This window comes from Devosia sp. A16, assembly GCF_001402915.1.
GTDB lineage: Bacteria > Pseudomonadota > Alphaproteobacteria > Rhizobiales > Devosiaceae > Devosia_A.
The window spans coordinates 3,950,619-3,973,344 of sequence record NZ_CP012945.1 but is presented as its reverse complement, the minus strand read 5'-3'; the positions used below and the strand labels follow the sequence as shown (position 1 = coordinate 3,973,344).

The following is a 22,726-nucleotide window of genomic DNA, read 5'->3' as shown; positions in this document are numbered from 1 at the left end:
CCCGCGATGGCGGGAACCTCTGTTTCTGGCCTGCGGCGCGAACGCAAAACGGAGGTCCCCGGTGCGCGGGGATGACATCGTGGTTGCGGCACTAGCAAAACAAAAGGGCCGCCCGGAGGCGGCCCTCGGAATAGCTATCGATCGGCGATCAGCCGACGATCTCGTCGTCGGTGAAGAAGAACTTGATCTCCTGCGCCGCCGTCTCCGGAGCGTCCGAGCCGTGCACCGAGTTCTCGCCGACCGAAACGGCGTAGAGCTTGCGGATGGTGCCCTCGGCGGCGTTCGCCGGGTTGGTGGCGCCCATCACTTCGCGGTTCTTGAGGATGGCGTTCTCGCCTTCCAGCACCTGCACGACCACCGGACCCGAGGTCATGGTCTCGACCAGTTCGCCGAAGAACGGGCGCTCCTTGTGGACGGCATAGAAGCCCTCGGCCTGGGCGCGGGTCATCTTGATCTTCTTCAGCGCCACCGGACGCAGGCCGTTCTTTTCGAACACGGCAAGGATATTGCCGATCAGGTTGCGGCGGACCGCGTCGGGCTTGATGATGGAGAAGGTGCGCTCGATGGCCATATGTCTGGTCCTTGGAGTGGGTCTGAATTGGGTGCGGCCTTCTAACGGGTCGCCGTGACGGGCGCAAGACGGGCGTTCTGTCACCGGTACTACGGCAAGGGGGAGCGATGGCCTCGGACTACATCATTCGCGCGGGCACCGCGGCCGACCAGCCGGCGCTGCTCGCCATCGTCTGGAAGACGGTAATGGCAAACCCGCGCGATCGCGATGCGTTGCTGGCGCATCCAGAGGCAGTGCAAGTGCCGGTCGACCACCTGACGCCGGCAACCGCCTGCGTTGCCGATGACGGCAGCGCCCCGGCAGGCTTTGCCATCGTGCTGCCGCGGCCGGACGGGCAGGCCGAGCTCGATGGGCTGTTCGTCGACCCGGCGCTGCAGCGTCTGGGCCTCGGGCGTCGGCTGGTCGAACGCGCCAGGCATTTGGCGGGCGCGATGGGTGCCGGGGAGTTGCACGTCATCGGCCATGACGACGCCCTCCCCTTCTACCTATCCATGGGTTTCGTGCAGATCGGGGCGGCGGAGACGCAGTTCGGGACGGCGCCGCTGCTGTGCCTCAAACTGGCGGGCGGTTAGTCCTTGGGCACCGGGGGGACACAATCGGCGGAGTTCGGGGCAATATCGACCTTACCTTCGGCCTGCACCTCGCCACCGGGGCTCACCAGTTGCACGTCGAGCTTGGACACCTCGGCCACGGCGTTGATGGCGCCGGTGTGAGTGACCTTCACCGCCTGCATGGTGCACACGTCGGCGGTGGAAACGATCGGAATGGTGACGGTCGCGGTGCCGGACTCGACCAGGTCGACGCTGCCATTGCCGGTCTGCTCGCAGGCGCCCCCCTCATAGCTGAAGGTCAGCGACACCATCTCGGAGTTCAGCCGGCACGCCGCCAGATCGTTCAGCGGGGCCAGTTCCTGAGCAAGAGCGGCGCCGGAAACGAGGCAGAGCGCTAGAGTGGTGGCGAGGAGGCGCATTGGACTTCTCCGGGTTCTCGGTCTATTGGGTCGCTTCGATTTGACCTATCTCACCAGTAACGCATTCCGCGCGCCGCGGATGCATCGGCCGCGCCATGTTGACAATTACCGATCTCACTTACCGCATCCAGGGCCGCGCCCTGTTCGAGGACGCCAATCTCGTGCTGCCGGATGGCAGCAAGACGGGCTTTGTCGGCAAGAACGGCACGGGCAAGACCACGCTGTTCCAGTTGATTCAGGGGCAGCTGGCGCCCGAGCGCGGCACGATCGAGGTCAACAAGCGGGCCCGCATCGGCGCAGTGGCGCAGGAAGCGCCGGCGAGCCAGGTCAGCGTGCTGGACGTGGTGCTGTCGGCCGACAAGGAGCGCAGCGCACTGCTCGCGGAGGCCGAGACGGCGACCGATCCGCACCGGATCGGTGACATTCACACCCGGCTGGCCGAAATCGATGCGCATACCGCCGAGGCGCGCGCCTCGACGATCCTCAAGGGCCTCGGCTTCGAGAAGGACCGGCAATTGGCGCCGACCTCGGAACTGTCGGGCGGCTGGCGGATGCGCGTGTCGCTGGCCGGCGTACTGTTTTCGCAGCCCGACCTGCTGCTGCTGGACGAGCCGACCAACTATCTCGACCTCGAAGGCACGCTGTGGCTCGAGAAGTATCTCGCGACCTATCCCTATACCGTGTTCATGATCAGCCACGACCGTGACCTGCTGAACAAGGCGGTGAACTCCATCGCGCATCTCGAGCACCGCAAGCTCACCTTCTACAAGGGCGCCTACGACACGTTCGAAGAGACGCGCCGGATGCAGATGGAGCTCAACAACAAGAGCCGCGAGAAGACGCTCGACCAGATCGCGCACCTGCAGAAATTCGTCGACCGCTTCAAGGCCAAGGCCACCAAGGCCAAGCAGGCGCAGGCGCGCGTGAAAATGATCGCCAAGCTGAAGCCGCCGGCAGCGATGTTCGACGAGAGCTCGTCGCCGTTCAACTTCCCCGATCCCAAGAAGGTCCCGGCCTCGCCGATGATGACCTTCGACAACGTCTCGGTCGGCTACGGCGACAAGGTGATCCTCCGCCACATCACCAACCGGATCGATCCGGACGACCGCATTGCGCTGATCGGCGTCAACGGCAACGGCAAATCGACTTTTGCCAAGCTGCTGTCGGGCGACCTCAAGCCGATGGGCGGCGAGATGCGCAAGGGCAAGGGACTGGAGATCGCCTACTTCGCCCAGCACCAGCTCGACAAGCTGAAGCCGGAGCAGACGCCGTTCGAGCACGTCATCGACCTGATGCCCTATGACAGCGAAGCCAAGCGCCGCTCGCGCGTGGCGCAGATGGGGCTCACCACCTCACGCATGGACACCAAGGTGAAGAACCTGTCGGGTGGCGAGCGCGCGCGCCTGCTGCTGGGGCTCATCACCTTCAACGGGCCGGGCATGCTGATCCTCGACGAGCCGACCAACCACCTCGACATCGACAGTCGCGATGCGCTGGTGGCGGCACTCAACGATTATTCGGGCGCCGTGCTGATCATCAGCCACGATCGCCACCTGATCGACGCGACGGTGGACAAGCTGTGGATCGCGCAGAACGGCACGATCGAGGAATTCGACGAGGATCTCGATACTTACCAGCGCCTGTTGACGTCCAGCAGCAACGGCAAGGCCGGCAAGAAGGATGCGGCGCCGGTGGTCGAGGACCGCAAGGCGGCCCGGCAGGACGCCGCGGCGAAGCGCGCCGAAGTCGCGCCGCTGCGCAGATCGATCAAGGATCTCGAACACAAGCTCGGTCGGCTGCGCACCGAGCTGGCGCGGGTGGATGGCTTCCTCGCCGACCCCAAGAGCTATGACGGGGCCCCCGAGCGGGTGATCCTGCTCGGCAAGGACAAGGCGCGCTTCGAAGGCGAGATCGCGCGGATCGAGGAAACCTGGCTGGCGCTGAGCGAAGAACTCGAGCAGGCTGAGAAGGCCCAGGCATGAAGGCGATGACGGCCAGCGAAGTGGTGGCGCTGCTCGGCATGGAGCCGCATCCCGAAGGCGGCTTCTACAAGCAGACCTTCGCCGATGCCCCCAACGGCAGCGGCCGGCCGCACTCGACGCTGATCTACTACCTGCTGAGCAACCGGCAGACCGGCGCCTGGCACCGGGTGGACTCGGTCGAGGTGTGGCACTGGTATGCCGGTGCACCGATGCGGCTCGATATCTCGCGCGACGGCAAGCGCGTCAGCGAACACGCACTGGGGAACGATCTGATGGCCGGCGAACGGCCGCAACTGGTGATCCCCGGCAATGCCTGGCAGCGCGCCGCCTGTCTCGGCGACTGGACGCTGGTCGGCTGCACCGTCGCGCCCGGGTTCCAGTTCTCCAAGTTCGAGCAGGCGGAACCGGGTTGGGAGCCGGGTTGAGGCGCGTCGCTCAACCGGGTGGACTCCCGACTGAGAGAGACGGCCCCCTCCCATCCTCCCCCACAAGGGGGGAGGTGCCCGCCGGTGTGCCGGCACGATCGAAGACAGAGCCTGGACCCTTCACCTCCCCCCTTGTGGGGGAGGCCGGGAGGGGGTCGTCTGCCGGCAGCTTGCCTACCCTTTCTTGGTCCACCTGCCGTTGCCGTCCTGCTGCCAGTAGGTGACTTCGTTGCCGTCGCGCAGCGCCTTCCAGGCGGCTCGCGCTTCGGTCACCGCGTCGGGGTCGTGGCCTGAGAACATGAAGACGATGCGCTGGTAGCCTTCGCCCGATTGCGGCACGGCGCGGTCGACGAAAAAGCGCACTTCGGCATTGTTGGGATTGTGCGGACGCGTGGTGATCAGCACCGGCTGCAGGTGATCGGCGTCGCCTCCGGCCAGCGAGTGCGGCAGAAAGCTGTCGTCGCGATAGGTCCACAGCATGTCGTCGAGCAGCCGCGCCCGCTCCTCGCTGCCGGTCTCGACGACCACGCTCCAGCCGCGTTCCAGCGACTTTTCGAGCAGCACCGGCAGCACGCGCTCGAGCGGTTGGCTTTCGAGATGATAGAACAGGATCTCGGTCATGCAGCCTCCTCGGCGGGCGGCACGGCGCCATGGCGGAGGGCCAGCGCGGTCAAGGTGTCGGCGAGCAGCTGCGCCGGCCGATCCATGGCGCGCACCGGAATGTTGGCGAGACCGGCGGCGGGTTGCCGAAACCCGGCAGTGCCGGCACGATAGGGGCTGAGGCGGGTCTCGCGCGGCGTCTTCAGCGCGAGCAGCACGCCACCGCCGCCGGGGGCCGAGGCGACTTCCGCCACCTCGATCCAGGCGATCGGCGCATCGGTGACGCGCCGGTCGAAGACGCCCTGCTCATCGATGGTCAGCACCGGGCGTTTGAGCCTCAGGTCGCCGATCACCACGCTGGCCACGGCGAGGAAGAACACCGCCACCGCAAGCGTGGGCAAGGCCAGGAGCGTCAGCTCGACGCTGGGGTGCATGCCGAGCAGGCCGACCAGACTCATGAGCAGCAGCAGGCTGGGTAAGAGCGCCACCAATCCGGCGAACAGGGCGATCGCCGCGACGGGCGGCAGCCACAGCCGCGAGGGATTGGCGACCAGCGGCAGGGCGGGCAGCGTGCCGGTCATTTGGCCTCGTAATTGTCGCGCACCAGCCGATCAAGCAGCGCCACGCCGAAGCCGGAGGCCCAGGCGGTGTTGGTCTCGGTGCTGGGCGAGGCCAGCGCCACGGCGGCGATATCGAGGTGCGCCCACGGCACATCGTTGACAAAGCGGGCGAGGAACTGCGCCGCGGTAATCGAGCCCGCCGGGCGACCGCCCGAGTTCTTGATGTCGGCGAAGCGGCTGTCGATCTGCTTGTCGTAGGCGGCGCCCATCGGCATGCGCCAGAGCTTTTCGCCGGTCGCAAGGCCGGCGGCCAGCAGCCTGGCCGAGAGTTCGTCATTGTTGGAGAACAACCCCGCGTGATCGTTGCCGAGCGCCACGCCGATGGCGCCGGTCAGGGTCGCGAGGTTGATCATGAATTTCGGCTTGAAGCGGTCCTGCGTGTACCAAAGTGCATCGGCGAGGACCAGGCGCCCTTCGGCGTCGGTATTGACGATCTCGATGGTGGTGCCGCTCATGGCGGTGAGGATATCGCCGGGACGGTAAGCGGTGCCCGACGGCATGTTTTCAACCAGCCCGATGACGCCGATGGCGTTAACCCTGGCCTTGCGGGCGGCCAGCGCGTGCATCAGGCCGGTAACCGCCGCGGCGCCACCCATATCGCCCTTCATGTCCTCCATGCCGAGGCCGGGCTTCAGCGAGATGCCGCCCGAATCGAACACCACGCCCTTGCCGATGAAGGCGATCGGCTGCTCCTTCGCCTTGCCGCCGTTCCAGCGCATGACGACGAGGCGCGGCGGCCGGGCCGAGCCCTGGGCGACACCGAGCAGCGCATTCATGCCGAGCTTGCGCATGGCCTTCTCGTCGAGCTGCTCGATCTCGACGCCGAGGTCGGCAAGCTTGGCGGCTTCGGCCGCGAATTCGAGCGTGCCAAGCACGTTGGGCGGCAGGTGGATAAGGTCACGAGCGAGGAGCGTGCCCTCCGCGGTGGCCTGGCGATCGGCAATGGCCTTGTCGACGGCAGCCTTCCCGTCGACGTGCAGCGTGACGCTCAGCGTGCCGCCGCCATTGTCGTCGGCCTTGGCCGGCTTGTAGCGATCGAACTTGTAGGCGCGCAGCCGCAGGCCGGCAGCGAGTTCGCCGATGCGCTCCGGCGTCACGCCTGCTTCATCGAGCAGCACCGCGGCCTTAACGGCCTTGAGCCCGAGCAGCTTGCCCGCCAGCGAACCGCCGCGGTCGGTCCAGGCGGAAAGCCCGGCGTCCTGCCCGGCCTTGCCGCTCCCCAGGACCAGCAGACGGTCCGCCTTCACTCCGGTGGGCGCCAGCAGATCGATGACCTGACCCTGCTTGCCCTTGAAGTTCGCCGCCGCCGCGACCCTGACCCAGTCGAGGCCGGTCGCCTGCCAGACGTCGGCGGCGGCGCCAGCGGGAACGGCATCTTCTGCGACATAGACGACCAGCGTCCCGGTAGCCTTGGGCGGCAGGGCGGCGGTCTTGATCTCGATGCGGTTCGGCATGGGGATGGGGCACCTTGAGGGCTGGGGGGCGGACGTGTCCGCGACTGGGCGTTGTTCGACTGATAGTGGCTACGCCCGTCGCGTCAATCCCGCAACACCTCGTGGGCAACGGCCACCACGCCGCCCGATTGGCTTGCCAAGCTCAGGGAGGCTGGGCAAAGTCCGCCCGGTTCGTTCGCCGGGGGCAGTCCGGCGGGTGGATGCGCGTCGGAACTCGTATAGGCATGACTCGGCTAGGCACCTATCTTTTCAGGCTTTTTGCCGCCGAAGCCGCCGCGCTTTTCGGGGTCGCATTGACGATTCTCTACCTCGTGCAACTGCTCAGGGTCGTCGAGGTCGGAGCCGTGCGTGACCGCGGGCTGGGCACGCTGTTCTGGCAGACCATCCTGGGGTTGCCGCCGCTTTCCATCGCCTTTCTATATGTCTGCCTCGCCATCGGGCTGGCCCGGGCGCTACGCGCGATGCAGGCCTCGCGGGAGCTGCACATCATCCACGTGTCGCAGCGGCTGCCGATCCTGCTCGGCACCATCCTCTCCTATGCAGCTATCGGCACGCTGCTGGTGCTGCTGCTGGCGCACGTGGTCGCTCCGTGGGCAAGCCGCGAGAATAACCAGATCAAGGCACAGGCCGCCGCGGATCTGGTGGGACGCTCGCTGGTGCCCAATCGCTTTGCGGAACTGGGCGACGGCGTGACGATCACTGTGGGCGGCCGTGGGGCGGATGGCGAGATCACCTCGTTCTTCGCCGACGATCGCCGCGACGAGAACACCCGGCGCACCTACATCGCCGACTCGGCCCTGATCACCGCAGATGAGTTCGGCTACGTGCTGCAGCTCAAGGACGGCACGATCCAGTACCGCACCGCCGATGGGCAGTTCTCCGAAATCTCGTTCGAGCGCTACGACATCGCGCTGGAGCGTCTGACCGGCGACGAGGATACCGGGGAGCGGCGCGGCGACCTCAGCACCTACGGCATCATCACGCGTGGATTGACCGAGGGGGAATGGCCCGCCGATTCCCTGCGCCGCGTGGCCGAGCGTACCGCCGACGGTTTCCGGGTGCTGGCGCTGTGCCTGTTCGTCGCCGCGATCAGCGCCTTCCCGTCGGGTCGGCGCAAGGAACCGGCGCTGCCGGTGGAGATCGCCGTGCTGGGCATCGTGCTGCTCGAGCGTGCGGTCACCTCCTACGCACCTGTCGCCGGCTGGGCCCGCGAGACCAGCGGAGTAATCACGCTGATCGTGCTCTCGACGGCAATATTGATCTACCGGCTGCGGGTCTTCGCGCCCCTCCCCCGGGAGGTGCATAGCCGATGAACCGGATCGACTGGATCGTCGTCCGCCGCCTGGGCAGCAATGTCGGACTGACGCTTGCGGTGCTGTTCGGCATCGTGCTGCTGGTCGAGGCGCTGAACACCACGCGGTTTGCCGCGCTGTCGGCAACCGGCGGCCAGGCGCTGGCGCTGGCGGCCGTGGTGCTTTCCGCAGCCCGCTGGCTGATCGACACGCTGCCGCTGACTTTCCTCGTGGGGACCGTTGCGGGCCTGCTGAACCTGCAGGCGACGCGCGAGATAACGGTGATCAAGGCTTCGGGGCAATCGGTGTGGCGGGTCATGATCGCCCCGCTGGCCATCACGCTTCTGGGCGGCGTGGTGATCACGCTGGTGGTCGATACTGCCGTGATCCAGTTCAACCGCACACTGTCGCCCAGCGGCACATCGAGCGGCGAGGTGGGGCGAACCGGCGCCCTATGGCTCGACGAGCGACAGGGCGATCTCCACTACATCCTCGAGGCCGGCTACGTGAACGCGTCAGGCACGGCTTTGGGCGATATCCACGTGTTCCTGATGGATGCGCCGCGCGACCGGATCGAGGCGCCCACGGCCGAACTGGTGGGCGGCGAATGGGTGATGGCCCAGGCGACCCGTTTCCGCTCGAACGAAATGCCGGAAGCGATAACCGATTTCCGGCTGCCGACCGTACGGACGCCGGGCGACATGCGGGCCCGTACCGCCTCGGTCAAGGACATGACGGTGTGGGAACTGGCGGCATCGCTGGCGGCCCGGCTCAGCGACTCGCGCGAACGGGCCGAGACCGAAACGCGGTTCCTGCGCCTGTTGGCGTTGCCGCTCACGCTGTGTGGCTCGCTGGTCATTGCGTTCGCATTTACGGCCGGTTATCGAAGAACCAATAAGTATGGTGGGGCGGTACTTTATGGTATCGTCCTTGGCGTCCTGGTTTACGTTGTGACCGAGATGGCCGGACGTGCCGGGGGCGCCGGCGTGATGCATCCGGTCATTGCAGTTGCGGGGCCGGCAGTGGTGGCGATTGTCATCGGAGTGACGGTGCTGCTCAACAGGGAAGACGGGCGGACGTGAGCAAGATGCGCCGCGACCGGGGAATGGGGACGCGTCTGCGCCAGTTCGGTGCGGCGTTCGCGCTCGCCCTGATGGCTGCCTCGCCGGCGGCCGCGCAGTTCCTGCCCGAGGGATTCTTTGCCACGCTGCCCGAACCTGGCGCGCCGGCCAAGGTCGAGGCCAACGTACTCTCCTACGACCGCAGCAGCGACGTGATCAGCGCGCAGGGCCGTGTGCTGATGCAGTACGAAGGCTACTCGATCGCCTGCGAGGACCTGCGCTACGAACAAAAGACCGGCGACCTGACCTGCGTCGGCAACGTGCAGCTGCGCGATCCGGCCGGCAACGAATACACTGCTCAGAACATCGAAGTGACCGGCGGGATGAAGCAGGCCTTCATCCAGTCGCTGACCCTCACCACCACCGACGGGGCCCGGGTCACGGCCGCCGACGTGCAGTATTCGAGCGCGCTCGAGACGGTGCTCAACCAGGCGACCTACACGCCCTGCGGCGACTGCATCGACGCCAAGGGCAATCGCATCGGCTGGAAGGTGAAGGCCGCCAAGCTGATCCAGAACTCCGAGACCAAGACGATCTATTTCGAGCAGCCGTCGCTGGAGGTGCTGGGCGTTCCGGTGGCTTGGCTGCCCTGGCTGTCGCTGCCCGACCCCAGCGCCAAGCAGAGTAATGGCTTCCTGCTGCCGAGCGTCAACTACAAGGCCGAGTATGGCGCCCGCATCACCGCGCCCTACTTCATCAATGTCGGCGACGACACCCAGATCCTCTTGGCGCCGTCGCTGATGTCGCGCCAGGGCTTCCTGATGGCGGCCGAGTGGCAGCAGCGGTTCGACTATGGTGCGTTCACCGTCAAGGCGTCCGGCATCTACCAGCTCGATCCGGGTGCCTTCTCGGGGATCGGCAACCGCGAGTGGCGTGGCGCCATTCAGAGTTCGGGACGCTTTGAGCCGGTGGCGGACTGGACCGTCGGCTGGTCGTACAGTGCCTTTACCGACGCGGCCTATTTCGACGACTACGACTTCAACACCGCCGACTGGGTGACCAACGAGGTCTATGCCACGCACCTGAGCAGCGACTTCTACGCCGATGTGCGCCTGCAGCAGTTCCTGAAGCTGGGGCAGTTCGGCACCGAGGCCGCCGCCGACTCCGCTCAGGCGCAGCAGGCGGTGACGCTGCCCAACGCCCGCGGCATCGGGTATTTCGACCTCGGCGAATGGGGTCAGGTGCGCGCCAACGGCAACCTGCTCGGCGTGCAGCGTGACGAGACCGCCGCGACGTCCTATGGCGGCGTTCCCTACGTCTTCGGCTTCGAAGGCAGCAAGACCCATGCCTCGGGCGAGCTCAGCTGGCAGAACCAGCTCATTGCCCCAGGCGGTGTCGTGGTGACCCCCTATCTCGGACTCCGTGCCGACATCACCAGTTACGACAGTGGCGCAGCCCTCAGCGCGGGCGAGCCCGCCGACCAGTTCCTGTTCGAGGCGACCCCGATCGCCGCCGTCGATTTCCGCTGGCCGCTGTTTGCCGCTAACGGGCTCGATACGCATCTGCTCGAGCCGATCGCACAACTGGTCTATCGCGGCAGCGACACCTCGCTGGTGGGGATCACCAACGACAACGCGCACAGCTTCGTGCTCGATGACACCAACCTCTTCTCCTATGACCGCTTCACCGGCAGCGACCGGCAGGAGACCGGTCTCAGGGCCAATGTCGGCGCGCGCTATCTCGCCAATTTCTCGGGCGGCCAGTGGCTCGAGATCGTCGGCGGGCAGAGTTTCCGCCTCGCCGGGGTCAACGCCTTCGGCGCCAATGATCCGGTCAATACCGGCATCGGCAGCGGCCTCGAGGACGATGCGTCGTACGTCGTCCTGGGTGCGCGCGGTTCGCCCTATGAAGGGCTGACCCTGGGCGCCAAGATGCAGGTCGATCCCGATGGGCCGCGCGTGGCGCGGGCAGGCGTCGGCGGCAGCTATGCCTTCGGCCCCTACTCGGTGGGGAGCGACTACGTATACCTGCCGGCCGACGCGGCGACCGGCGTCACCGCCGATCAACACGAGGTCACCGTGCGCGCCAGCACGCCGCTGCCGCTCGACTACTGGCGGGCCAATGGCAGCCTGTCATGGGACATCGCAGCCAGCGAATGGCTGGAAGCCCGCGGCGAGCTGATCTATGACGACGGCTTCTTCCTCGCCGGCGGCTTTGCGCAGGCCAACGGGGCGACCCACGAAACCCCCAATTCGGTGACATTCGGCGTGCAGTTCAAACTGAAGGCGCCGGGGGCCGAGTTCGGCATCATCGGATATTGAGTTCGATCGACGCAATCGATCGGGTAATGCAACTTCTCCTGATCCGGCCTAACCGATTTTGGCCGTATTCTTCCAACATTGAGATGGCCGAGCCGGGGGCCTCCGGCGGCCTTCTCAAAGAACTGAAAATGGTGACGACAATGCTCCGCCTCATCGCTGCAATGCTGATCGGCCTTACCCTGAGCGTCATGCCGGCCTTCGCCGCGACCAAGGTCACGGTCAACGGCGTGCCGATCTCCGATATCGAGATCGCCCAGCGCACCAAGCTGCTGGCGCTCGAAGGCGGCGGCGGCACCAAGAAGGCGATGGAGCAGCTGATCGACGAGCAGTTGCAGATCCAGGAAGCCAAGCGGATGAACATCGTCATCTCCGACCAGCAGGTCGACGACGCGTTCCAGCAGGTCGCCCGAAACATCAAGGTGTCGACCGACAAGCTGCGCCAGATCCTGCAGCAGGCCGGCGTCAACATGGACACCATGCGGGCGCGCCTCAGGGCCGCCATCGCCTGGCAGCAGGTCAGCGGCATGGTGGTCGCCTCCCGCGTCAAGGTCTCCGACCTCGACCTCGAGAAGGCCGCCGAGGCCAAGCTCGACCAGGCTTCGAGCTATGACTACATCCTCAAGGAAATCCTGTTCATCAGCACCACCGGCAACGCGTCGGCGCGGACCGGCCAGGCCAACAAGTATCGCGCCGCCTTCAAGGGCTGCGACAGCGCCGTGCAGGTGTCGCTGAACTTCACCGATGCCGCGGTGCGCGACATGGGCCGCCGCCACGCCACGCAGTTGCCGGACGCCCTGGCGAGCGAGCTGGCCAAGCTGAACGTCGGTGGCATCACCAAGCCGCGCGTCACCGAGGCCGGTGTATCGATGCTCGCGGTCTGCGCCAAGAACGAGGCGCGTGACACCACCTTCCTCAAGAACAAGCTGCGCAGCGAGCAGGGCAACGAGGCGATGAAGTCCGAGGCCGAGAAGTACAAGGCCGAACTCCGCCAGAAGGCCAAGATCATCTACAGCTAACGAAGGCTGGCCGGCTGTTCGGGAACGCGAATGGCCGACAGCGGCAGAACTTGGCAAGTCCATCTCTGGAGCCGTTCGGAGCGTCGCTGGAACGCCGGACGGCTCCAGGTCTTTGTGGTCAGCGGTGACCGCACCGTTGCGGCGAAATCAGTGAGGACACCTTGGCCGACTCCCACCAGCCGCTCGCCGTCAGCATGGGCGAACCCGCCGGCATCGGCCCCGACCTGATCCTCCGCCTCTATGCCAGGCGCGCCGAGCTCGGGCTGCCGCCGTTCATCGTCTATGGCCATATCGACTTCCTGCGGGCCCGTGCGGCGCGGCTGCGGCTGCCCATCGCGTTGGCAGAGTGCACGCCGCTGGAGGCCAGCGCGCTCTTTGCCGAGGCGTTGCCGATCGTCCATGTCGACGGGCTGGTGCCGGACAAGCCGGGCGAACCCACGGCGCTCTCGGGCAAGGTGGTGATCGAGTCGATCGCCCGCGCCGTGGCAGCGAGCCTGACGGGGGAGTGCCGCGCTATCGTCACCGCGCCGATCCACAAGGCGGCGCTCTACTCGGCAGGCTTCAAGTATCCTGGCCATACCGAGTTCCTGGCGGCGCTCTGCGCGCAGGGCGACGCGGTGCCCACGCCGGTGATGATGCTGGCGCACGAGGCCCTGCGCGTGATCCCCGCCACCATCCACGTGCCGATCAGCGCCGTACCTTCTCTGGTGACGTTCGAACTGGTGGTCAGCACCGGGCGGATCGTCGCGCACAGCCTGCGCACTCGCTTCGGCATCGCCGAGCCCCGTGTCGGCTTTGCCGGGCTCAATCCGCATGCCAGTGAGGACGGCAATATCGGCACCGAAGACTTCGACACCGTCGGCCCGGCGATTGCGCAGCTGCAGCATGAAGGCATCCAGGCGGAAGGCCCGATGCCAGCCGATACGCTGTTCCACCTGCCGCACTGGCGCAAATACGACGCGGTGATCGCGATGTATCACGATCAGGCACTGATCCCGATCAAGACGGTGGCATTCGACCAGGCGGTCAACGTGACGCTTGGGCTGCCGATCGTGCGCACATCGCCCGACCACGGCACGGCCTTCGACCTCGCGGGGACCGGCCAGGGTTCCGATGCGAGCTTTCTGAACGCCATCCGGCTGGCGGATGAGCTGACGGGCGGCGTGGCACAGCGGGCGGCGCAGTAGAGCGCCAGCTGCGAGAGACGGCCCCTCCCGGCCTCCCCCATAAAGGGGGAGGTGAAGAGTCGCGGCTCTGTCTTCGATCGTGCCCAATGAACCAGCGGGGCACCTCCCCCTTTATGGGGGAGGATGGGAGGGGGCCGTCTCTATCAGTATGCTACTGCGGCTGCTTCTCCAGCCAGGTCAGCATGTCGGCGATTTCCTTTTCCTGCGCGGTGATCACCCCCTGGGCCATCTCTTTCGCCCAGGGATCGTCGCCGTGCTTCAGTTCAGCCTTCGCCATGTCGATGGCGCCCTGGTGATGTGGAATCATCGAGCAGACGAAGGCAACGTCGATGTCGGTGGCCGTGCCGCCGGCCATCATGTCGGCGTTCATTGCATCCATGCCGGCCATCAGCTCGGTATGGGCATCGGAGGCCCCTGCCCCATGTTGCATGGCCATGGGCGCCGGCGCCTGCGGTGCGTTGGCGAGGCAGATGGCGGGCAGCTTGGCGGCAGGAGCGGCAGCGCCATGGGCGCTGTGATCCTGCTGGGCCAGGGCGGGGGCAGCAAAGGCCAGCAACAGCGTGGCGGCGAGGGTGAACTTATGCATGTTTCTCTCCTTCCAAGTCGGGCCAATGTCGATGGCCGTGCCGAGTTCCTGCACCTTCCCACCATGGCAAGGTCAAGCGCATTCCTGCCGCCCATTTGCCTCAGCCGATAAATCCGCTATCCCGGCTGGCATGCAGATCGACAATCTTCCGCCGCTTCGCGAGGTCATCGCCGCACACGAGCTGAGGGCCAGGAAGGAACTCGGGCAGAATTTCCTGCTCGACCTCAACCTCACGGCGCGGATCGCCCGGGTCGCCGGCCCGTTGCAGGCGGCGACGGTGATCGAGGTCGGACCGGGCCCCGGCGGGCTGACGCGGGCGCTGCTGGCGGAAGGGGCAAAAAAGGTCATCGCCATCGAGCGGGACGAGCGCACGCTGCCGGCGCTGGCACAGATTGCAGAGGCTTATCCCGGCCGGCTCGAAGTGATCGCGGGCGATGCGCTCGAGATCGACTATGCCGCGCTGGCGGACGGGCCGACGCGGATCGTCTCGAACCTGCCCTACAATATCGGCACCGAGCTCCTGACCCGCTGGCTGACGGTGGAAGCCTGGCCGCCATTCTTCGAGAGTCTGACGCTGATGTTCCAGCGCGAAGTGGCCGAGCGGATCGTCGCCAGGCCTGGGGACAATCACTATGGCCGGCTCGGCGTGCTGTGCGGCTGGCGGACCGAGGCGCGCATCGCCTTCAATGTGGGGCGCGAGGCATTTACGCCGCCGCCCAAGGTCACCTCCAGCGTGGTACACCTCAAGCCCAAGGCGACACCTGACGGTGTCGCCGTCCGCGACCTCGAAGCGGTGACCCGCGCCGCCTTCGGGCAGCGCCGCAAGATGGTGCGCCAGAGCCTCAAATCGCTCGGCGTGCCGATGGAGCCGTTGCTTGCCGCAGCCGAACTCAGGGGCGACGAGCGCGCCGAGGTGCTGCCGGTGGAGACGTTCCTGAAACTTGCCCGGGCGCGCCGCGGATGAGCGGCGTCATCGCCATCGTCGCGGCATTGCTGGCCTTCGGGATTCCGATCGCCGTGCCGCTGTTCGCGCAGCGCTGGCGGACGCTGGCCATTCTGCTGGTGCTTGGCGTGCTGTTTTTCGGCTGGGTGACCCTCGACCTCGCGACGCCTGGCGGCATCACACAGGCGCTCGGCCCGTTCACCTTCGGCCTGATGCTATTCGGCTTCGCCGCCGGCGCGATCGCGAAGTTCGTGATGCTGCTGTCGCGGCGGTAGCTGAGATCGGATTCACGGTCGCGCCACCGGGTCATTCCCGCGAAAGCGGGAACCTCTGTTTTGGCGCCACCCCCACCACCGCAAACGAAGATCCCCGCTTTCGCGGGGATGACCGGCGGAGTGATGGCAGTGAAAGGTCGGCCTAGCCGGTGACGGTCGGACGCGTGACGGCGCCTTCGCCGCTCACTTCGATTTCGGCAACCGAGACGGTGCGCTTGAGGATGGCGGCGGCCTTGACCAGCAGTGCGGTCTTGACCTCCGACGGGCTCATCTTGTCGTGGGTGTTGGCCCAGACCCGCAGGGTGAGATTGTGATCGAACGTCTCGCGCGAGCGGACCTCGCGCAGCAGCACCTTCACCTTTGCCTGGGTCCGATCGGCAAAGGTCGGATGCCGGTGCATTTCGTCGATGCTGCACGCTTTCACTTCGAACGGCATGCTCAAGTCCCCCGCGAGGGTAGGTTCCGCCCAATTCCGGGGTTCCGGAACTGTGGGCGTGCGAACCATCCACAGATGCCTATGGCTTATCCACAGGCAGCTGTCGGAAGCGTTAAGGTGCACCCTTAACAATCTCGTGGCGCGCCTTGCTGACGCTGGAGGCTCGCAACCCTCCCGCCTCTTGTTAAAGAGAGTCGATCTGATCCTGCAAGTCCTTGACGAACTTATCCAATTGCAGGAAGCGCGGGCGAGCGAGGCGCGCCGCGGCCAGGATGGTCCGGACGCGTGAAGTGGAATCCTCGAGATCCTCGTTGACCAGCACGTAATCGTACTCGCCGTAGTGCTCCATCTCGATGCGGGCGTTTTTCAGCCGCTTGTCGATAGTGCCGGCGCTATCCTGGGCGCGACGCTCGAGGCGCTTGCGCAATTCCTTGATCGAGGGCGGCAGGATGAAGATGGTGACCATGTCGGCGCGACACTTCTCGTAGAGCTGCAACGTGCCTTGGAAGTCGATATCGAACAGAATGTCGCGGCCGGCCGACAGACGCTCCTCGACGCGCGAACGCGGCGTGCCGTAGAAATTGCCATGCACTTCGGCGCTCTCCAGCAACTCGCCGTCTTCGCGCATCTTCTTGAAGGTCGGCACGTCGATGAAGTGGTAGTGCTTGCCGTCGATCTCGTCGGTCCGGCGGGCGCGCGTGGTCACCGAAACCGACAGCGCAATGTTCGGATCATCCTCGAACAGGGCGCGGGAGATCGATGATTTGCCCGCCCCCGACGGCGAGGCGAGAACCAGCATCACTCCGCGTCGCGTGAATTCCATTCGTGCTTTGTCCTTTTGCCCTGCGCATAACGCTCGGCCGCTTCGCGGCACTCGCGGGGTCACTCTATGTTCTGGACCTGCTCGCGGAGCTGATCGATCACGGCCTTCAGGTCGAGGCCGATGGCGGTGAGCGCCACGTCGTTGGACTTGGAGCAAAGCGTATTCGCTTCGCGGTTAAATTCCTGTGACAGGAAGTCGAGCTTGCGGCCCACCGGACCACCGCCGGCGATCAGCTGCCGCGCCGCGGCGATATGGGCGCCGAGCCGATCCAGCTCCTCGCGGATATCGGCTTTGGTGGCCAGCAGCACCGCCTCCTGCGCCAGCCGCTCTTCCGAGAGCGCCGGGCTCGCTTCGCTGAGCTCCGCGACCTGTTGGCGCAAGCGGGCAAGGATGGCATCGCGGCTGCGGCCGGGGTGGATTTCAGCCGCTTTGGTCAGCGCGGCAATCTCGTCGATCCGCTCGCTGAGGATGGCAGCGATGCGCGCCCCCTCCTCGCGCCGTGCCGCCGCAAGTCCATTCACCGCATCGGCGACCGCGGCGAGGATGGCGGCATTGAGCGCCTCTTCGTCGTCGGCCGAGAGCGCAGCTTCGTGCTGCTCGAGCACGCCGCGCAGCGCCAGAATGCCGTCGAGGCGCGGCTTGTCGGCGTCGACCCGGCCTTCGAGCCACCTGAAGCCCTCGAGTACCGCCTCCAGCGCCTGATGGTTGACGACGACGCGGCCGCCCTCTCCCTCACGATCGACATTGAGCGACACGGTGAGCGACCCACGGGTGATCGACTTGCCGATCAGCCGGCGGATCTCGCCTTCGAGCGCATCGAAGCCGGCCGCAAGGCGCATCCTGAGGTCGAGACCGCGCCCGTTGACCGACTTGATCTCGACGGTGAAGCCGACGCCCGGCAGCGCTCCGGCAGCGCGGGCATAGCCCGTCATGCTGGCGAGCGGCGCCATTACTGCGCAGGCTCGACGGGCTCGCCGGCGTCCTTGGCCTGCTGGGCTTCCAGCGCTTCCTTGGCCGCCTCTGCATCGGCCTCGGCCGCTGCCTTGCGATAGAGCGCAACGTTCTTCCTATGCTCCGCATAGGTCTCGGCGAACAGGTGTCCATCGGCCGGGTTGGCGCTCTTGGCGACGAAGTAGAGATCCTTGGTTGCCGCCGGGTGGGCGACGGCGCGCAAGGCATCCTCACCGGGGTTGGCAATCGGTCCGGGCGGCAAGCCATCGATCTGGTAGGTATTGTAGGCGGTCTTGGCCTTGAGCTCGGACGAGGTCGGGCTGCGGTTCAGCACCGTCTTGCCCTCGGTGACCCCGTAGAGGACCGTCGGATCGGTCTGCAGCCGCATATTCTTCTTCAGCCGATTGATGAATACCGCGGCGACCTGCGGACGCTCACTGGCGATGCCGGTCTCCTTTTCGACGATAGAAGCCATGGTGACCAGTTCGGCAGGGGACTTGATGACGGAGTCGATGGCCGGATCGCGCCCCGCCCAGATGGCATCGAGCTTCTTCTTCATCTCGGCCTGCATCTTTTCGAGCACCGAGGCGCGGGTGTCGCCGGGGAAGAAGTCGTAGCGCACCGCCAGCAGCGTCCCTTCCGCCGGGATCGGCACCAGCTCGCCGGTGAGGTTCGGGCTGTCGGCGTTCAGCCGCTCGGCCACCTGGAAGGAGGTATCGCCAGGGATGACGTTGACGAAGAAGTCGAGCGGCTTGCCCTCGGTGATCTCGTTGAGGATATCGGCCATCGAGGAATTGGGCTTGAGCGCATAGACGCCGGCCTTGATGTCCCCATCCTTCTTGAGCGCGCGCGCGCCGCCCCAGAACAACCACTCGGAGGGCAGCAGCTGGCCCTGCGGGATCAACCCCTGTTCTTCCAGCCGGCGCGCCGTGGTCATCACCGACGACCCCTTCTCGACGGTGAAGTTGGCTTCGGTCTTGACCGCACCCGGCGCATAGAACTGGCTTGCGCCGTAAAGGAAGATACCGACGACAGCGAGGATGCCGAGAACGAGCAGGGTGAGCAGCGCGTTGATGACGCTGAGCAGCCCGCCGCTCCGCCGCTTCTTGCGGGCCCGTTTCTCTCTGCGCTCGTTAGCCATCGGTCAGACCTCCAGAAACGCGCACTATCGCTTGGAAAATGACATCAATACGAACCTGGCGCCGATGCGGCGGCCAGGTCCGGTGCTTCAGCTCGCCTTGCGGAAGATCAGCGAGGCATTGGTGCCGCCGAAGCCGAAGGAGTTCGAGAGGGCGATGTTGACCTCTTTCTTCCTGGGCGTGTGCGGAACCAGGTCGATCACCGAATTGACCGACGGATTGTCGAGATTGATGGTCGGCGGCACGATGCCGTCGCGCATGGCGAGCAGGCAGAAGATTGCCTCGACCGAGCCGGCCGCGCCGAGCAGATGGCCGATGGCCGATTTGGTGGAGCTCATCGCCGCCTTGGGTGCGGCATCGCCCAGCATGCGGGTCACCGAGCCCAGTTCGATCTCGTCGCCGAGCGGCGTCGAGGTGCCGTGCGCATTGATGTAGTCGATTTCCGACGGGTCGATACCGGCCCGCTTGATCGCCATCTGCATGCAACGGAAACCGCCATCGCCGTCCTCGGATGGAGCGGTGATGTGGTAGGCGTCGCCGCTCAGGCCGTAGCCGATGACTTCGCCGTAAATCTTGGCGCCGCGGGCCTTGGCCCGCTCGTACTCCTCGAGCACGACGATCCCGGCGCCCTCGCCCATGACGAAGCCGTCGCGATCCTTGTCGTAGGGCCGAGACGCCTTCTCGGGCTGATCGTTGAAGCCGGTGGAGAGGGCGCGGCAGGCCGCGAAGCCGGCGATCGAGATGCGGTTGACCGGCGACTCGGCGCCGCCGGCCACCATCACGTCGGCGTCGCCCAGCATGATCAGCCGGGCGGCATCGCCGATGGCATGAGCGCCGGTCGAGCAGGCCGTCACCACCGAGTGGTTCGGACCCTTGAGGCCGAAGCGGATCGAGACGTTGCCCGAAGCCATGTTGATGATACGGCCCGGAATGAAGAATGGGCTGACGCGGCGCGGGCCCTTCTCATGCAGGGTGATCGAGGTCTCGTAGATCCCGCCGATCCCGCCGATACCGGAGCCGATCAGCGTGCCGATGCGGTGCTTTTCTTCTTCGGTCCTGGGTTCGACGCCGGCATCCTGGATGGCCTGCGTCGCCGCCGCCATGGCGTAGACAATGAAAGGATCAACCTTGCGTTGCTCCTTGATGTCCATCCATTCGTCGGGATTGAACTTGCCGTCGGCGTAGCTGCCCAACGGGATCCGGTGCGCGATCTGACAAGCGATATCGTCGACCTGGAAGTCGTCGATGCGCTTGGCACCGCTCCTGGATGCGAGGATGTTGGCCCAGGTCGGTTCGATACCACAGCCCAAAGGGCTGACGATCCCCATCCCGGTGACGACGACGCGGCGCAGTTCCATCGAAGAAGAGCCGTTAGCGGTCGGCGATCAGCCGACAGCCTTGGTCAGATAGGCGACGGCGTCACCGAAGGTCTGGATCGATTCCGCGGCATCGTCCGGGATCTCGACGTTGAACTCTTCTTCGAAAGCCATGACCAGCTCGACCTGATCGAGCGAGTCCGCGCCCAGATCGTCGATGAAGCTGGCTTTATCGACGACCTTTTCCGCATCGACGTTGAGGTGTTCGACCACGATCTTGCGGACGCGATCAGCGATATCGCTCATATTTGACTTCCCTTGTTACCAAACAGGTTATTCGTTCGTACGCGGCCTGCAACACCGGAACAACCCGGACCACCGACCTTTGCCGCCGTTCGCGGCAGACTGTAGGCGCGCCTCCGTACCCTCGCAAGTACGGGCCGAGCCCGAAATCAGCGGCGGAGGTAACATACTTCCCCCGCCATTGCCATATTGCGCGAGGCCCGGTTTCCCCAGCCTTCGCCATGGCGCCGCTAGAGCATCACCATGCCGCCGTTGACGTTCAGCGTATGGCCGGTGATGTAGCCAGCCTCGTTGCTGGCGAGGAACACCACCGCGGCAGCGACCTCGTCGGCGGCGCCGAGCCGACCGGCCGGCACCTTGCCCAGAATGCTTTCACGCTGCTTATCGTTCAATTCGTCGGTCATGGCCGAACCGATGAAGCCGGGCGCCACGGTGTTGACCGTGATGTTGCGCGAGGCGACTTCGTAGGCCAGCGCCTTGCTCATGCCGATGAGGCCTGCCTTGCTGGCCGCATAGTTGCCCTGCCCCGGATTGCCGACCACACCCACCACCGAGGTGATGCCGATGATACGGCCGAAGCGCTGCTTCATCATCCCGCGCAACACCGCGCGGGTGAGATGGAAGGCCGAGGTGAGGTTCACCGCCAGCACTTCGTCCCACTCCTCGTTCTTCATGCGCATGAAGAGGTTGTCGCGGGTGACGCCGGCATTGTTGACGAGAATGTCGATGCCGCCGAGCGCCGCTTCGGCCGAGGGCACGAGCTGGTCGACCGCGTCGAGGTCCGAGAGGTTGGCCGGCAGGATCGGGTGATCGCCGCCGCCGAGCATGTCGCGCGTCTCCTCCAGCGCACCGACCCGGGTGCCGCTCAGCGCAACCCGCGCGCCGGAGGCAGCGAGCGCCTTGGCGATTTCGCGACCGATGCCGCCCGAAGCACCGGTAACGAGGGCGCGTTTGCCCGTGAGATCAAACATGTTCCTTGTCCACTTCGAACTTATGGGCGCGAGAATATGCCAAGCACCAGTTGTAGAGTTGTTCACCGTCGACCTGGGTACCCCAGGCCATGATTGCCAGCCCCTCGTGCCATGTCCACTTCCGGATGAGCAGCAAAAGCCTGCTCAGCGGTGACAGAGGAAGGCCATTGAGGATTTCGGGGCGCAGCACGAGCAGCGCTCCCCTTACCCGGCCCCGCGCTCGCACAGGCTGAACCGAGAGGATATCCACCCAACGAATGAGCCGGCGCGTGACGCGCCGGTCGAAGATACCGACCAAGTCCATCGCGATCAGCGGCGTTCTGCTGGTGAGTGTTCCGCCCAACACCCACCACAGGCCGGCGCAACTCAGTGCCAACCACAGCCCCCCGAAGAGCAGTTCCGCGCGAAAGAGCTGCACGCCACCAACAAGCCCGACGAGGGCCGAAGCAGCGAAGGCACCCGCAAGCCAACCGCCAGAGATGTAGATCGTTCTCGCTTCAGGCACAGACTGCCCGTCGATCCCGGTCAAGATCAGGCGCCGTGTTCGGCGAGGAACGCGTCGACATCGGCCGGCGTACCTGTCGACACGGCCATCGTTTCCGGGGCGATGCGCTTGGCGAGGCCACTCAGCACCTTGCCCGAGCCGAGCTCGACCAGTTGCGTCACGCCGCCATCCTTCACCAGCCAGTTCACACATTCGGTCCAGCGGACCATGCCGGTGACCTGCTCGACGAGACGCTTCTTGATCTCTTCGGGGTCGGTGATGGGCTTGGCCAGCACATTGGCAACCACCGGCACGACCGGCGCCTTCACCGTCACCTGGTTGAGCGCGTGCTCCATCGCATCTGCGGCAGGACGCATCAGGGCGCAGTGGAATGGCGCGCTGACCGGCAGCGGCAGGGCGCGCTTGGCGCCGGCAGCCTTCAGGAGCTCGATGGCGCGGTTCACCGCGCCGGCATGGCCGGAGATCACCACCTGGCCGGGGGCATTGTCGTTGGCGACGCCGCAGACCTCGCCGTCCTCGGCATCGTTGGCGGCGCGCAGCACGGTTTCGAGGTCGAGCCCGAGGATGGCCGCCATGGCGCCCTGCCCGACGGGCACTGCCTGCTGCATGGCCTGGCCGCGAATCTTCAGGAGCCGCGCCGCGTCGGCGAGGCTGAAGGCCCCGGCAGCGGCCAGCGCCGAGTATTCGCCGAGCGAGTGGCCGGCGACGTAGGCGGCATTGTCCCTGAGCGAGAAGCCGCGGCTTTCGAGCACGCGGGTCACCGCAACCGAAACCGCCATCAGCGCCGGCTGGGCGTTCTCGGTGAGGCGCAGCGTCTCGTCGGGTCCCTCGAACATGATGGCCGAGAGTTTCTGGCCGAGCGCCTCATCGACTTCGGCGAAGACGTTGCGGGCCTCTTGGTAGGCGTCGGCGAGGTCCTTGCCCATGCCGACGGCCTGGCTGCCCTGCCCCGGGAAGGTAAATGCGCGCTTGGTCAAGT

25 protein-coding genes are annotated in these 22,726 nt (G+C 65.9%); 10 read left to right on the top strand and 15 right to left on the bottom strand.

Translation table 11 applies throughout. The annotated features are described in order from the left end of the window. Positions 1 to 148: 148 nt before the first annotated feature. Positions 149 to 571, bottom strand: coding sequence for a nucleoside-diphosphate kinase (gene ndk / locus APS40_RS19080; protein WP_055048560.1), 423 nt, complete (start codon positions 569 to 571; stop codon positions 149 to 151). Between the two features lie 107 nt (positions 572 to 678). Here ndk and APS40_RS19075 point away from each other — a divergent pair, with 107 nt between their 5' ends. Continuing rightward, entirely contained in the window at positions 679 to 1,143 is a 465-nt protein-coding gene (locus APS40_RS19075; RefSeq protein ID WP_055048559.1) for a GNAT family N-acetyltransferase, read from the top strand. Here the strand turns inward: APS40_RS19075 and APS40_RS19070 are convergent. Continuing rightward, the gene (locus APS40_RS19070) at positions 1,140 to 1,541 is read right to left on the bottom strand and encodes a hypothetical protein (protein ID WP_055048558.1); all 402 of its coding nucleotides are present in this window, start codon (positions 1,539 to 1,541) and stop codon (positions 1,140 to 1,142) included. The genes APS40_RS19075 and APS40_RS19070 overlap by 4 nt on opposite strands. Before the next feature lie 95 nt (positions 1,542 to 1,636). On the opposite strand from APS40_RS19070, the gene APS40_RS19065 reads away from it, so the two are divergent. Further along, positions 1,637 to 3,523 carry an ABC-F family ATP-binding cassette domain-containing protein gene (locus APS40_RS19065; protein ID WP_055048557.1) on the top strand — a complete coding sequence of 629 codons (1,887 nt, stop codon included), beginning with the start codon at positions 1,637 to 1,639 and terminating at the stop codon, positions 3,521 to 3,523. Next, a complete protein-coding gene (locus APS40_RS19060) occupies positions 3,520 to 3,948 on the top strand; it encodes a cupin domain-containing protein (RefSeq protein ID WP_055048556.1) in 429 nt (142 codons plus the stop codon). Before APS40_RS19065 ends, APS40_RS19060 begins: the two co-directional genes overlap by 4 nt. A gap of 174 nt (positions 3,949 to 4,122) precedes the next feature. Here the strand turns inward: APS40_RS19060 and APS40_RS19055 are convergent, their stop codons facing one another. From APS40_RS19055 to APS40_RS19045, 3 genes are read right to left on the bottom strand one after another with little or no spacing between them, the layout of a single operon-like run. Further along, complete coding sequence (locus APS40_RS19055; protein ID WP_055048555.1) at positions 4,123 to 4,569, bottom strand: DNA polymerase III subunit chi; 447 nt, start codon at positions 4,567 to 4,569, stop codon at positions 4,123 to 4,125. Beyond that, positions 4,566 to 5,129 (bottom strand): hypothetical protein, encoded by a 564-nt coding sequence (locus tag APS40_RS19050; RefSeq protein ID WP_055048554.1) that lies wholly within the window; start codon positions 5,127 to 5,129, stop codon positions 4,566 to 4,568. Before APS40_RS19050 ends, APS40_RS19055 begins: the two co-directional genes overlap by 4 nt. After that, positions 5,126 to 6,622, bottom strand: a complete 1,497-nt coding sequence (locus APS40_RS19045) for a leucyl aminopeptidase (protein ID WP_055048553.1) — start codon at positions 6,620 to 6,622, stop codon at positions 5,126 to 5,128. The genes APS40_RS19050 and APS40_RS19045 overlap by 4 nt, the downstream gene beginning before the upstream one ends. Positions 6,623 to 6,822: 200 nt before the next feature. On the opposite strand from APS40_RS19045, the gene APS40_RS19040 reads away from it, so the two are divergent. From APS40_RS19040 to pdxA, 5 genes are all read left to right on the top strand, one after another. Continuing rightward, complete coding sequence (locus tag APS40_RS19040; protein WP_082434530.1) at positions 6,823 to 7,935, top strand: LptF/LptG family permease; 1,113 nt, start codon at positions 6,823 to 6,825, stop codon at positions 7,933 to 7,935. After that, entirely contained in the window at positions 7,932 to 8,996 is a 1,065-nt protein-coding gene (locus APS40_RS19035) for an LptF/LptG family permease (RefSeq protein ID WP_055048551.1), read from the top strand. The genes APS40_RS19040 and APS40_RS19035 overlap by 4 nt, the downstream gene beginning before the upstream one ends. 5 nt (positions 8,997 to 9,001) lie before the next feature. After that, positions 9,002 to 11,296 (top strand): LPS-assembly protein LptD, encoded by a 2,295-nt coding sequence (locus tag APS40_RS19030; protein ID WP_236884293.1) that lies wholly within the window; start codon positions 9,002 to 9,004, stop codon positions 11,294 to 11,296. Between the two features lie 140 nt (positions 11,297 to 11,436). After that, complete coding sequence (locus APS40_RS19025; protein ID WP_055048549.1) at positions 11,437 to 12,312, top strand: SurA N-terminal domain-containing protein; 876 nt, start codon at positions 11,437 to 11,439, stop codon at positions 12,310 to 12,312. Positions 12,313 to 12,473: 161 nt separating this feature from the next. Continuing rightward, positions 12,474 to 13,499, top strand: coding sequence for a 4-hydroxythreonine-4-phosphate dehydrogenase PdxA (gene pdxA, locus APS40_RS19020; protein ID WP_236884134.1), 1,026 nt, complete (start codon positions 12,474 to 12,476; stop codon positions 13,497 to 13,499). A gap of 151 nt (positions 13,500 to 13,650) precedes the next feature. On the opposite strand, the gene copM is transcribed toward pdxA, so the two are convergent. Then, positions 13,651 to 14,085 (bottom strand): CopM family metallochaperone, encoded by a 435-nt coding sequence (gene copM / locus APS40_RS19015; protein WP_055048548.1) that lies wholly within the window; start codon positions 14,083 to 14,085, stop codon positions 13,651 to 13,653. Between the two features lie 130 nt (positions 14,086 to 14,215). Between copM and rsmA the strand changes: the two genes are divergently transcribed. Both rsmA and APS40_RS19005 read left to right on the top strand, forming a co-directional pair. Beyond that, positions 14,216 to 15,049, top strand: coding sequence for a 16S rRNA (adenine(1518)-N(6)/adenine(1519)-N(6))-dimethyltransferase RsmA (rsmA, locus tag APS40_RS19010; RefSeq protein ID WP_055048547.1), 834 nt, complete (start codon positions 14,216 to 14,218; stop codon positions 15,047 to 15,049). After that, positions 15,046 to 15,303 carry a hypothetical protein gene (locus APS40_RS19005; protein ID WP_055048546.1) on the top strand — a complete coding sequence of 86 codons (258 nt, stop codon included), beginning with the start codon at positions 15,046 to 15,048 and terminating at the stop codon, positions 15,301 to 15,303. The genes rsmA and APS40_RS19005 overlap by 4 nt, the downstream gene beginning before the upstream one ends. 142 nt (positions 15,304 to 15,445) lie before the next feature. On the opposite strand, the gene APS40_RS19000 is transcribed toward APS40_RS19005, so the two are convergent. The 9 genes from APS40_RS19000 to fabD all read right to left on the bottom strand — a co-directional run bounded on the left by APS40_RS19000 (position 15,446) and on the right by fabD (position 22,724). After that, positions 15,446 to 15,739 (bottom strand): hypothetical protein, encoded by a 294-nt coding sequence (locus APS40_RS19000; protein WP_055048545.1) that lies wholly within the window; start codon positions 15,737 to 15,739, stop codon positions 15,446 to 15,448. 184 nt (positions 15,740 to 15,923) lie between these two features. Then, positions 15,924 to 16,562 carry a guanylate kinase gene (gene gmk, locus APS40_RS18995; protein WP_055048544.1) on the bottom strand — a complete coding sequence of 213 codons (639 nt, stop codon included), beginning with the start codon at positions 16,560 to 16,562 and terminating at the stop codon, positions 15,924 to 15,926. A gap of 59 nt (positions 16,563 to 16,621) precedes the next feature. After that, on the bottom strand, positions 16,622 to 17,512 hold the full coding sequence (locus tag APS40_RS18990; RefSeq protein ID WP_197279366.1) for a YicC/YloC family endoribonuclease: 891 nt from the start codon (positions 17,510 to 17,512) through the stop codon (positions 16,622 to 16,624). Next, the gene (gene mltG / locus APS40_RS18985) at positions 17,512 to 18,654 is read right to left on the bottom strand and encodes an endolytic transglycosylase MltG (protein ID WP_055048543.1); all 1,143 of its coding nucleotides are present in this window, start codon (positions 18,652 to 18,654) and stop codon (positions 17,512 to 17,514) included. Before mltG ends, APS40_RS18990 begins: the two co-directional genes overlap by 1 nt. A gap of 87 nt (positions 18,655 to 18,741) precedes the next feature. Beyond that, positions 18,742 to 20,004, bottom strand: coding sequence for a beta-ketoacyl-ACP synthase II (gene fabF, locus APS40_RS18980; RefSeq protein WP_055049734.1), 1,263 nt, complete (start codon positions 20,002 to 20,004; stop codon positions 18,742 to 18,744). A 33-nt stretch (positions 20,005 to 20,037) separates the two neighbouring features. Further along, complete coding sequence (locus tag APS40_RS18975; RefSeq protein WP_055048542.1) at positions 20,038 to 20,274, bottom strand: acyl carrier protein; 237 nt, start codon at positions 20,272 to 20,274, stop codon at positions 20,038 to 20,040. A gap of 227 nt (positions 20,275 to 20,501) precedes the next feature. Then, positions 20,502 to 21,242, bottom strand: coding sequence for a 3-oxoacyl-[acyl-carrier-protein] reductase (gene fabG, locus APS40_RS18970; RefSeq protein ID WP_055048541.1), 741 nt, complete (start codon positions 21,240 to 21,242; stop codon positions 20,502 to 20,504). After that, positions 21,235 to 21,771, bottom strand: a complete 537-nt coding sequence (locus APS40_RS18965; protein WP_055048540.1) for a hypothetical protein — start codon at positions 21,769 to 21,771, stop codon at positions 21,235 to 21,237. The genes fabG and APS40_RS18965 overlap by 8 nt, the downstream gene beginning before the upstream one ends. Before the next feature lie 2 nt (positions 21,772 to 21,773). Continuing rightward, positions 21,774 to 22,724 (bottom strand): ACP S-malonyltransferase, encoded by a 951-nt coding sequence (gene fabD, locus APS40_RS18960; RefSeq protein WP_082434527.1) that lies wholly within the window; start codon positions 22,722 to 22,724, stop codon positions 21,774 to 21,776. Positions 22,725 to 22,726: the final 2 nt, after the last annotated feature.

Bases quoted from the DNA above. Each gene is read 5' to 3' on its own strand.
- ndk (WP_055048560.1), bottom strand. From the start codon at position 571: ATGGCCATCGAGCGCACCTTCTCCATCATCAAGCCCGACGCGGTCCGC.
- APS40_RS19075 (WP_055048559.1), top strand. From the start codon at position 679: ATGGCCTCGGACTACATCATTCGCGCGGGCACCGCGGCCGACCAGCCG.
- APS40_RS19070 (WP_055048558.1), bottom strand. From the start codon at position 1,541: ATGCGCCTCCTCGCCACCACTCTAGCGCTCTGCCTCGTTTCCGGCGCC.
- APS40_RS19065 (WP_055048557.1), top strand. From the start codon at position 1,637: ATGTTGACAATTACCGATCTCACTTACCGCATCCAGGGCCGCGCCCTG.
- APS40_RS19060 (WP_055048556.1), top strand. From the start codon at position 3,520: ATGAAGGCGATGACGGCCAGCGAAGTGGTGGCGCTGCTCGGCATGGAG.
- APS40_RS19055 (WP_055048555.1), bottom strand. From the start codon at position 4,569: ATGACCGAGATCCTGTTCTATCATCTCGAAAGCCAACCGCTCGAGCGC.
- APS40_RS19050 (WP_055048554.1), bottom strand. From the start codon at position 5,129: ATGACCGGCACGCTGCCCGCCCTGCCGCTGGTCGCCAATCCCTCGCGG.
- APS40_RS19045 (WP_055048553.1), bottom strand. From the start codon at position 6,622: ATGCCGAACCGCATCGAGATCAAGACCGCCGCCCTGCCGCCCAAGGCT.
- APS40_RS19040 (WP_082434530.1), top strand. From the start codon at position 6,823: ATGCGCGTCGGAACTCGTATAGGCATGACTCGGCTAGGCACCTATCTT.
- APS40_RS19035 (WP_055048551.1), top strand. From the start codon at position 7,932: ATGAACCGGATCGACTGGATCGTCGTCCGCCGCCTGGGCAGCAATGTC.
- APS40_RS19030 (WP_236884293.1), top strand. From the start codon at position 9,002: ATGCGCCGCGACCGGGGAATGGGGACGCGTCTGCGCCAGTTCGGTGCG.
- APS40_RS19025 (WP_055048549.1), top strand. From the start codon at position 11,437: ATGCTCCGCCTCATCGCTGCAATGCTGATCGGCCTTACCCTGAGCGTC.
- copM (WP_055048548.1), bottom strand. From the start codon at position 14,085: ATGCATAAGTTCACCCTCGCCGCCACGCTGTTGCTGGCCTTTGCTGCC.
- rsmA (WP_055048547.1), top strand. From the start codon at position 14,216: ATGCAGATCGACAATCTTCCGCCGCTTCGCGAGGTCATCGCCGCACAC.
- APS40_RS19005 (WP_055048546.1), top strand. From the start codon at position 15,046: ATGAGCGGCGTCATCGCCATCGTCGCGGCATTGCTGGCCTTCGGGATT.
- APS40_RS19000 (WP_055048545.1), bottom strand. From the start codon at position 15,739: ATGCCGTTCGAAGTGAAAGCGTGCAGCATCGACGAAATGCACCGGCAT.
- gmk (WP_055048544.1), bottom strand. From the start codon at position 16,562: ATGGAATTCACGCGACGCGGAGTGATGCTGGTTCTCGCCTCGCCGTCG.
- APS40_RS18990 (WP_197279366.1), bottom strand. From the start codon at position 17,512: ATGGCGCCGCTCGCCAGCATGACGGGCTATGCCCGCGCTGCCGGAGCG.
- mltG (WP_055048543.1), bottom strand. From the start codon at position 18,654: ATGGCTAACGAGCGCAGAGAGAAACGGGCCCGCAAGAAGCGGCGGAGC.
- APS40_RS18975 (WP_055048542.1), bottom strand. From the start codon at position 20,274: ATGAGCGATATCGCTGATCGCGTCCGCAAGATCGTGGTCGAACACCTC.
- fabG (WP_055048541.1), bottom strand. From the start codon at position 21,242: ATGTTTGATCTCACGGGCAAACGCGCCCTCGTTACCGGTGCTTCGGGC.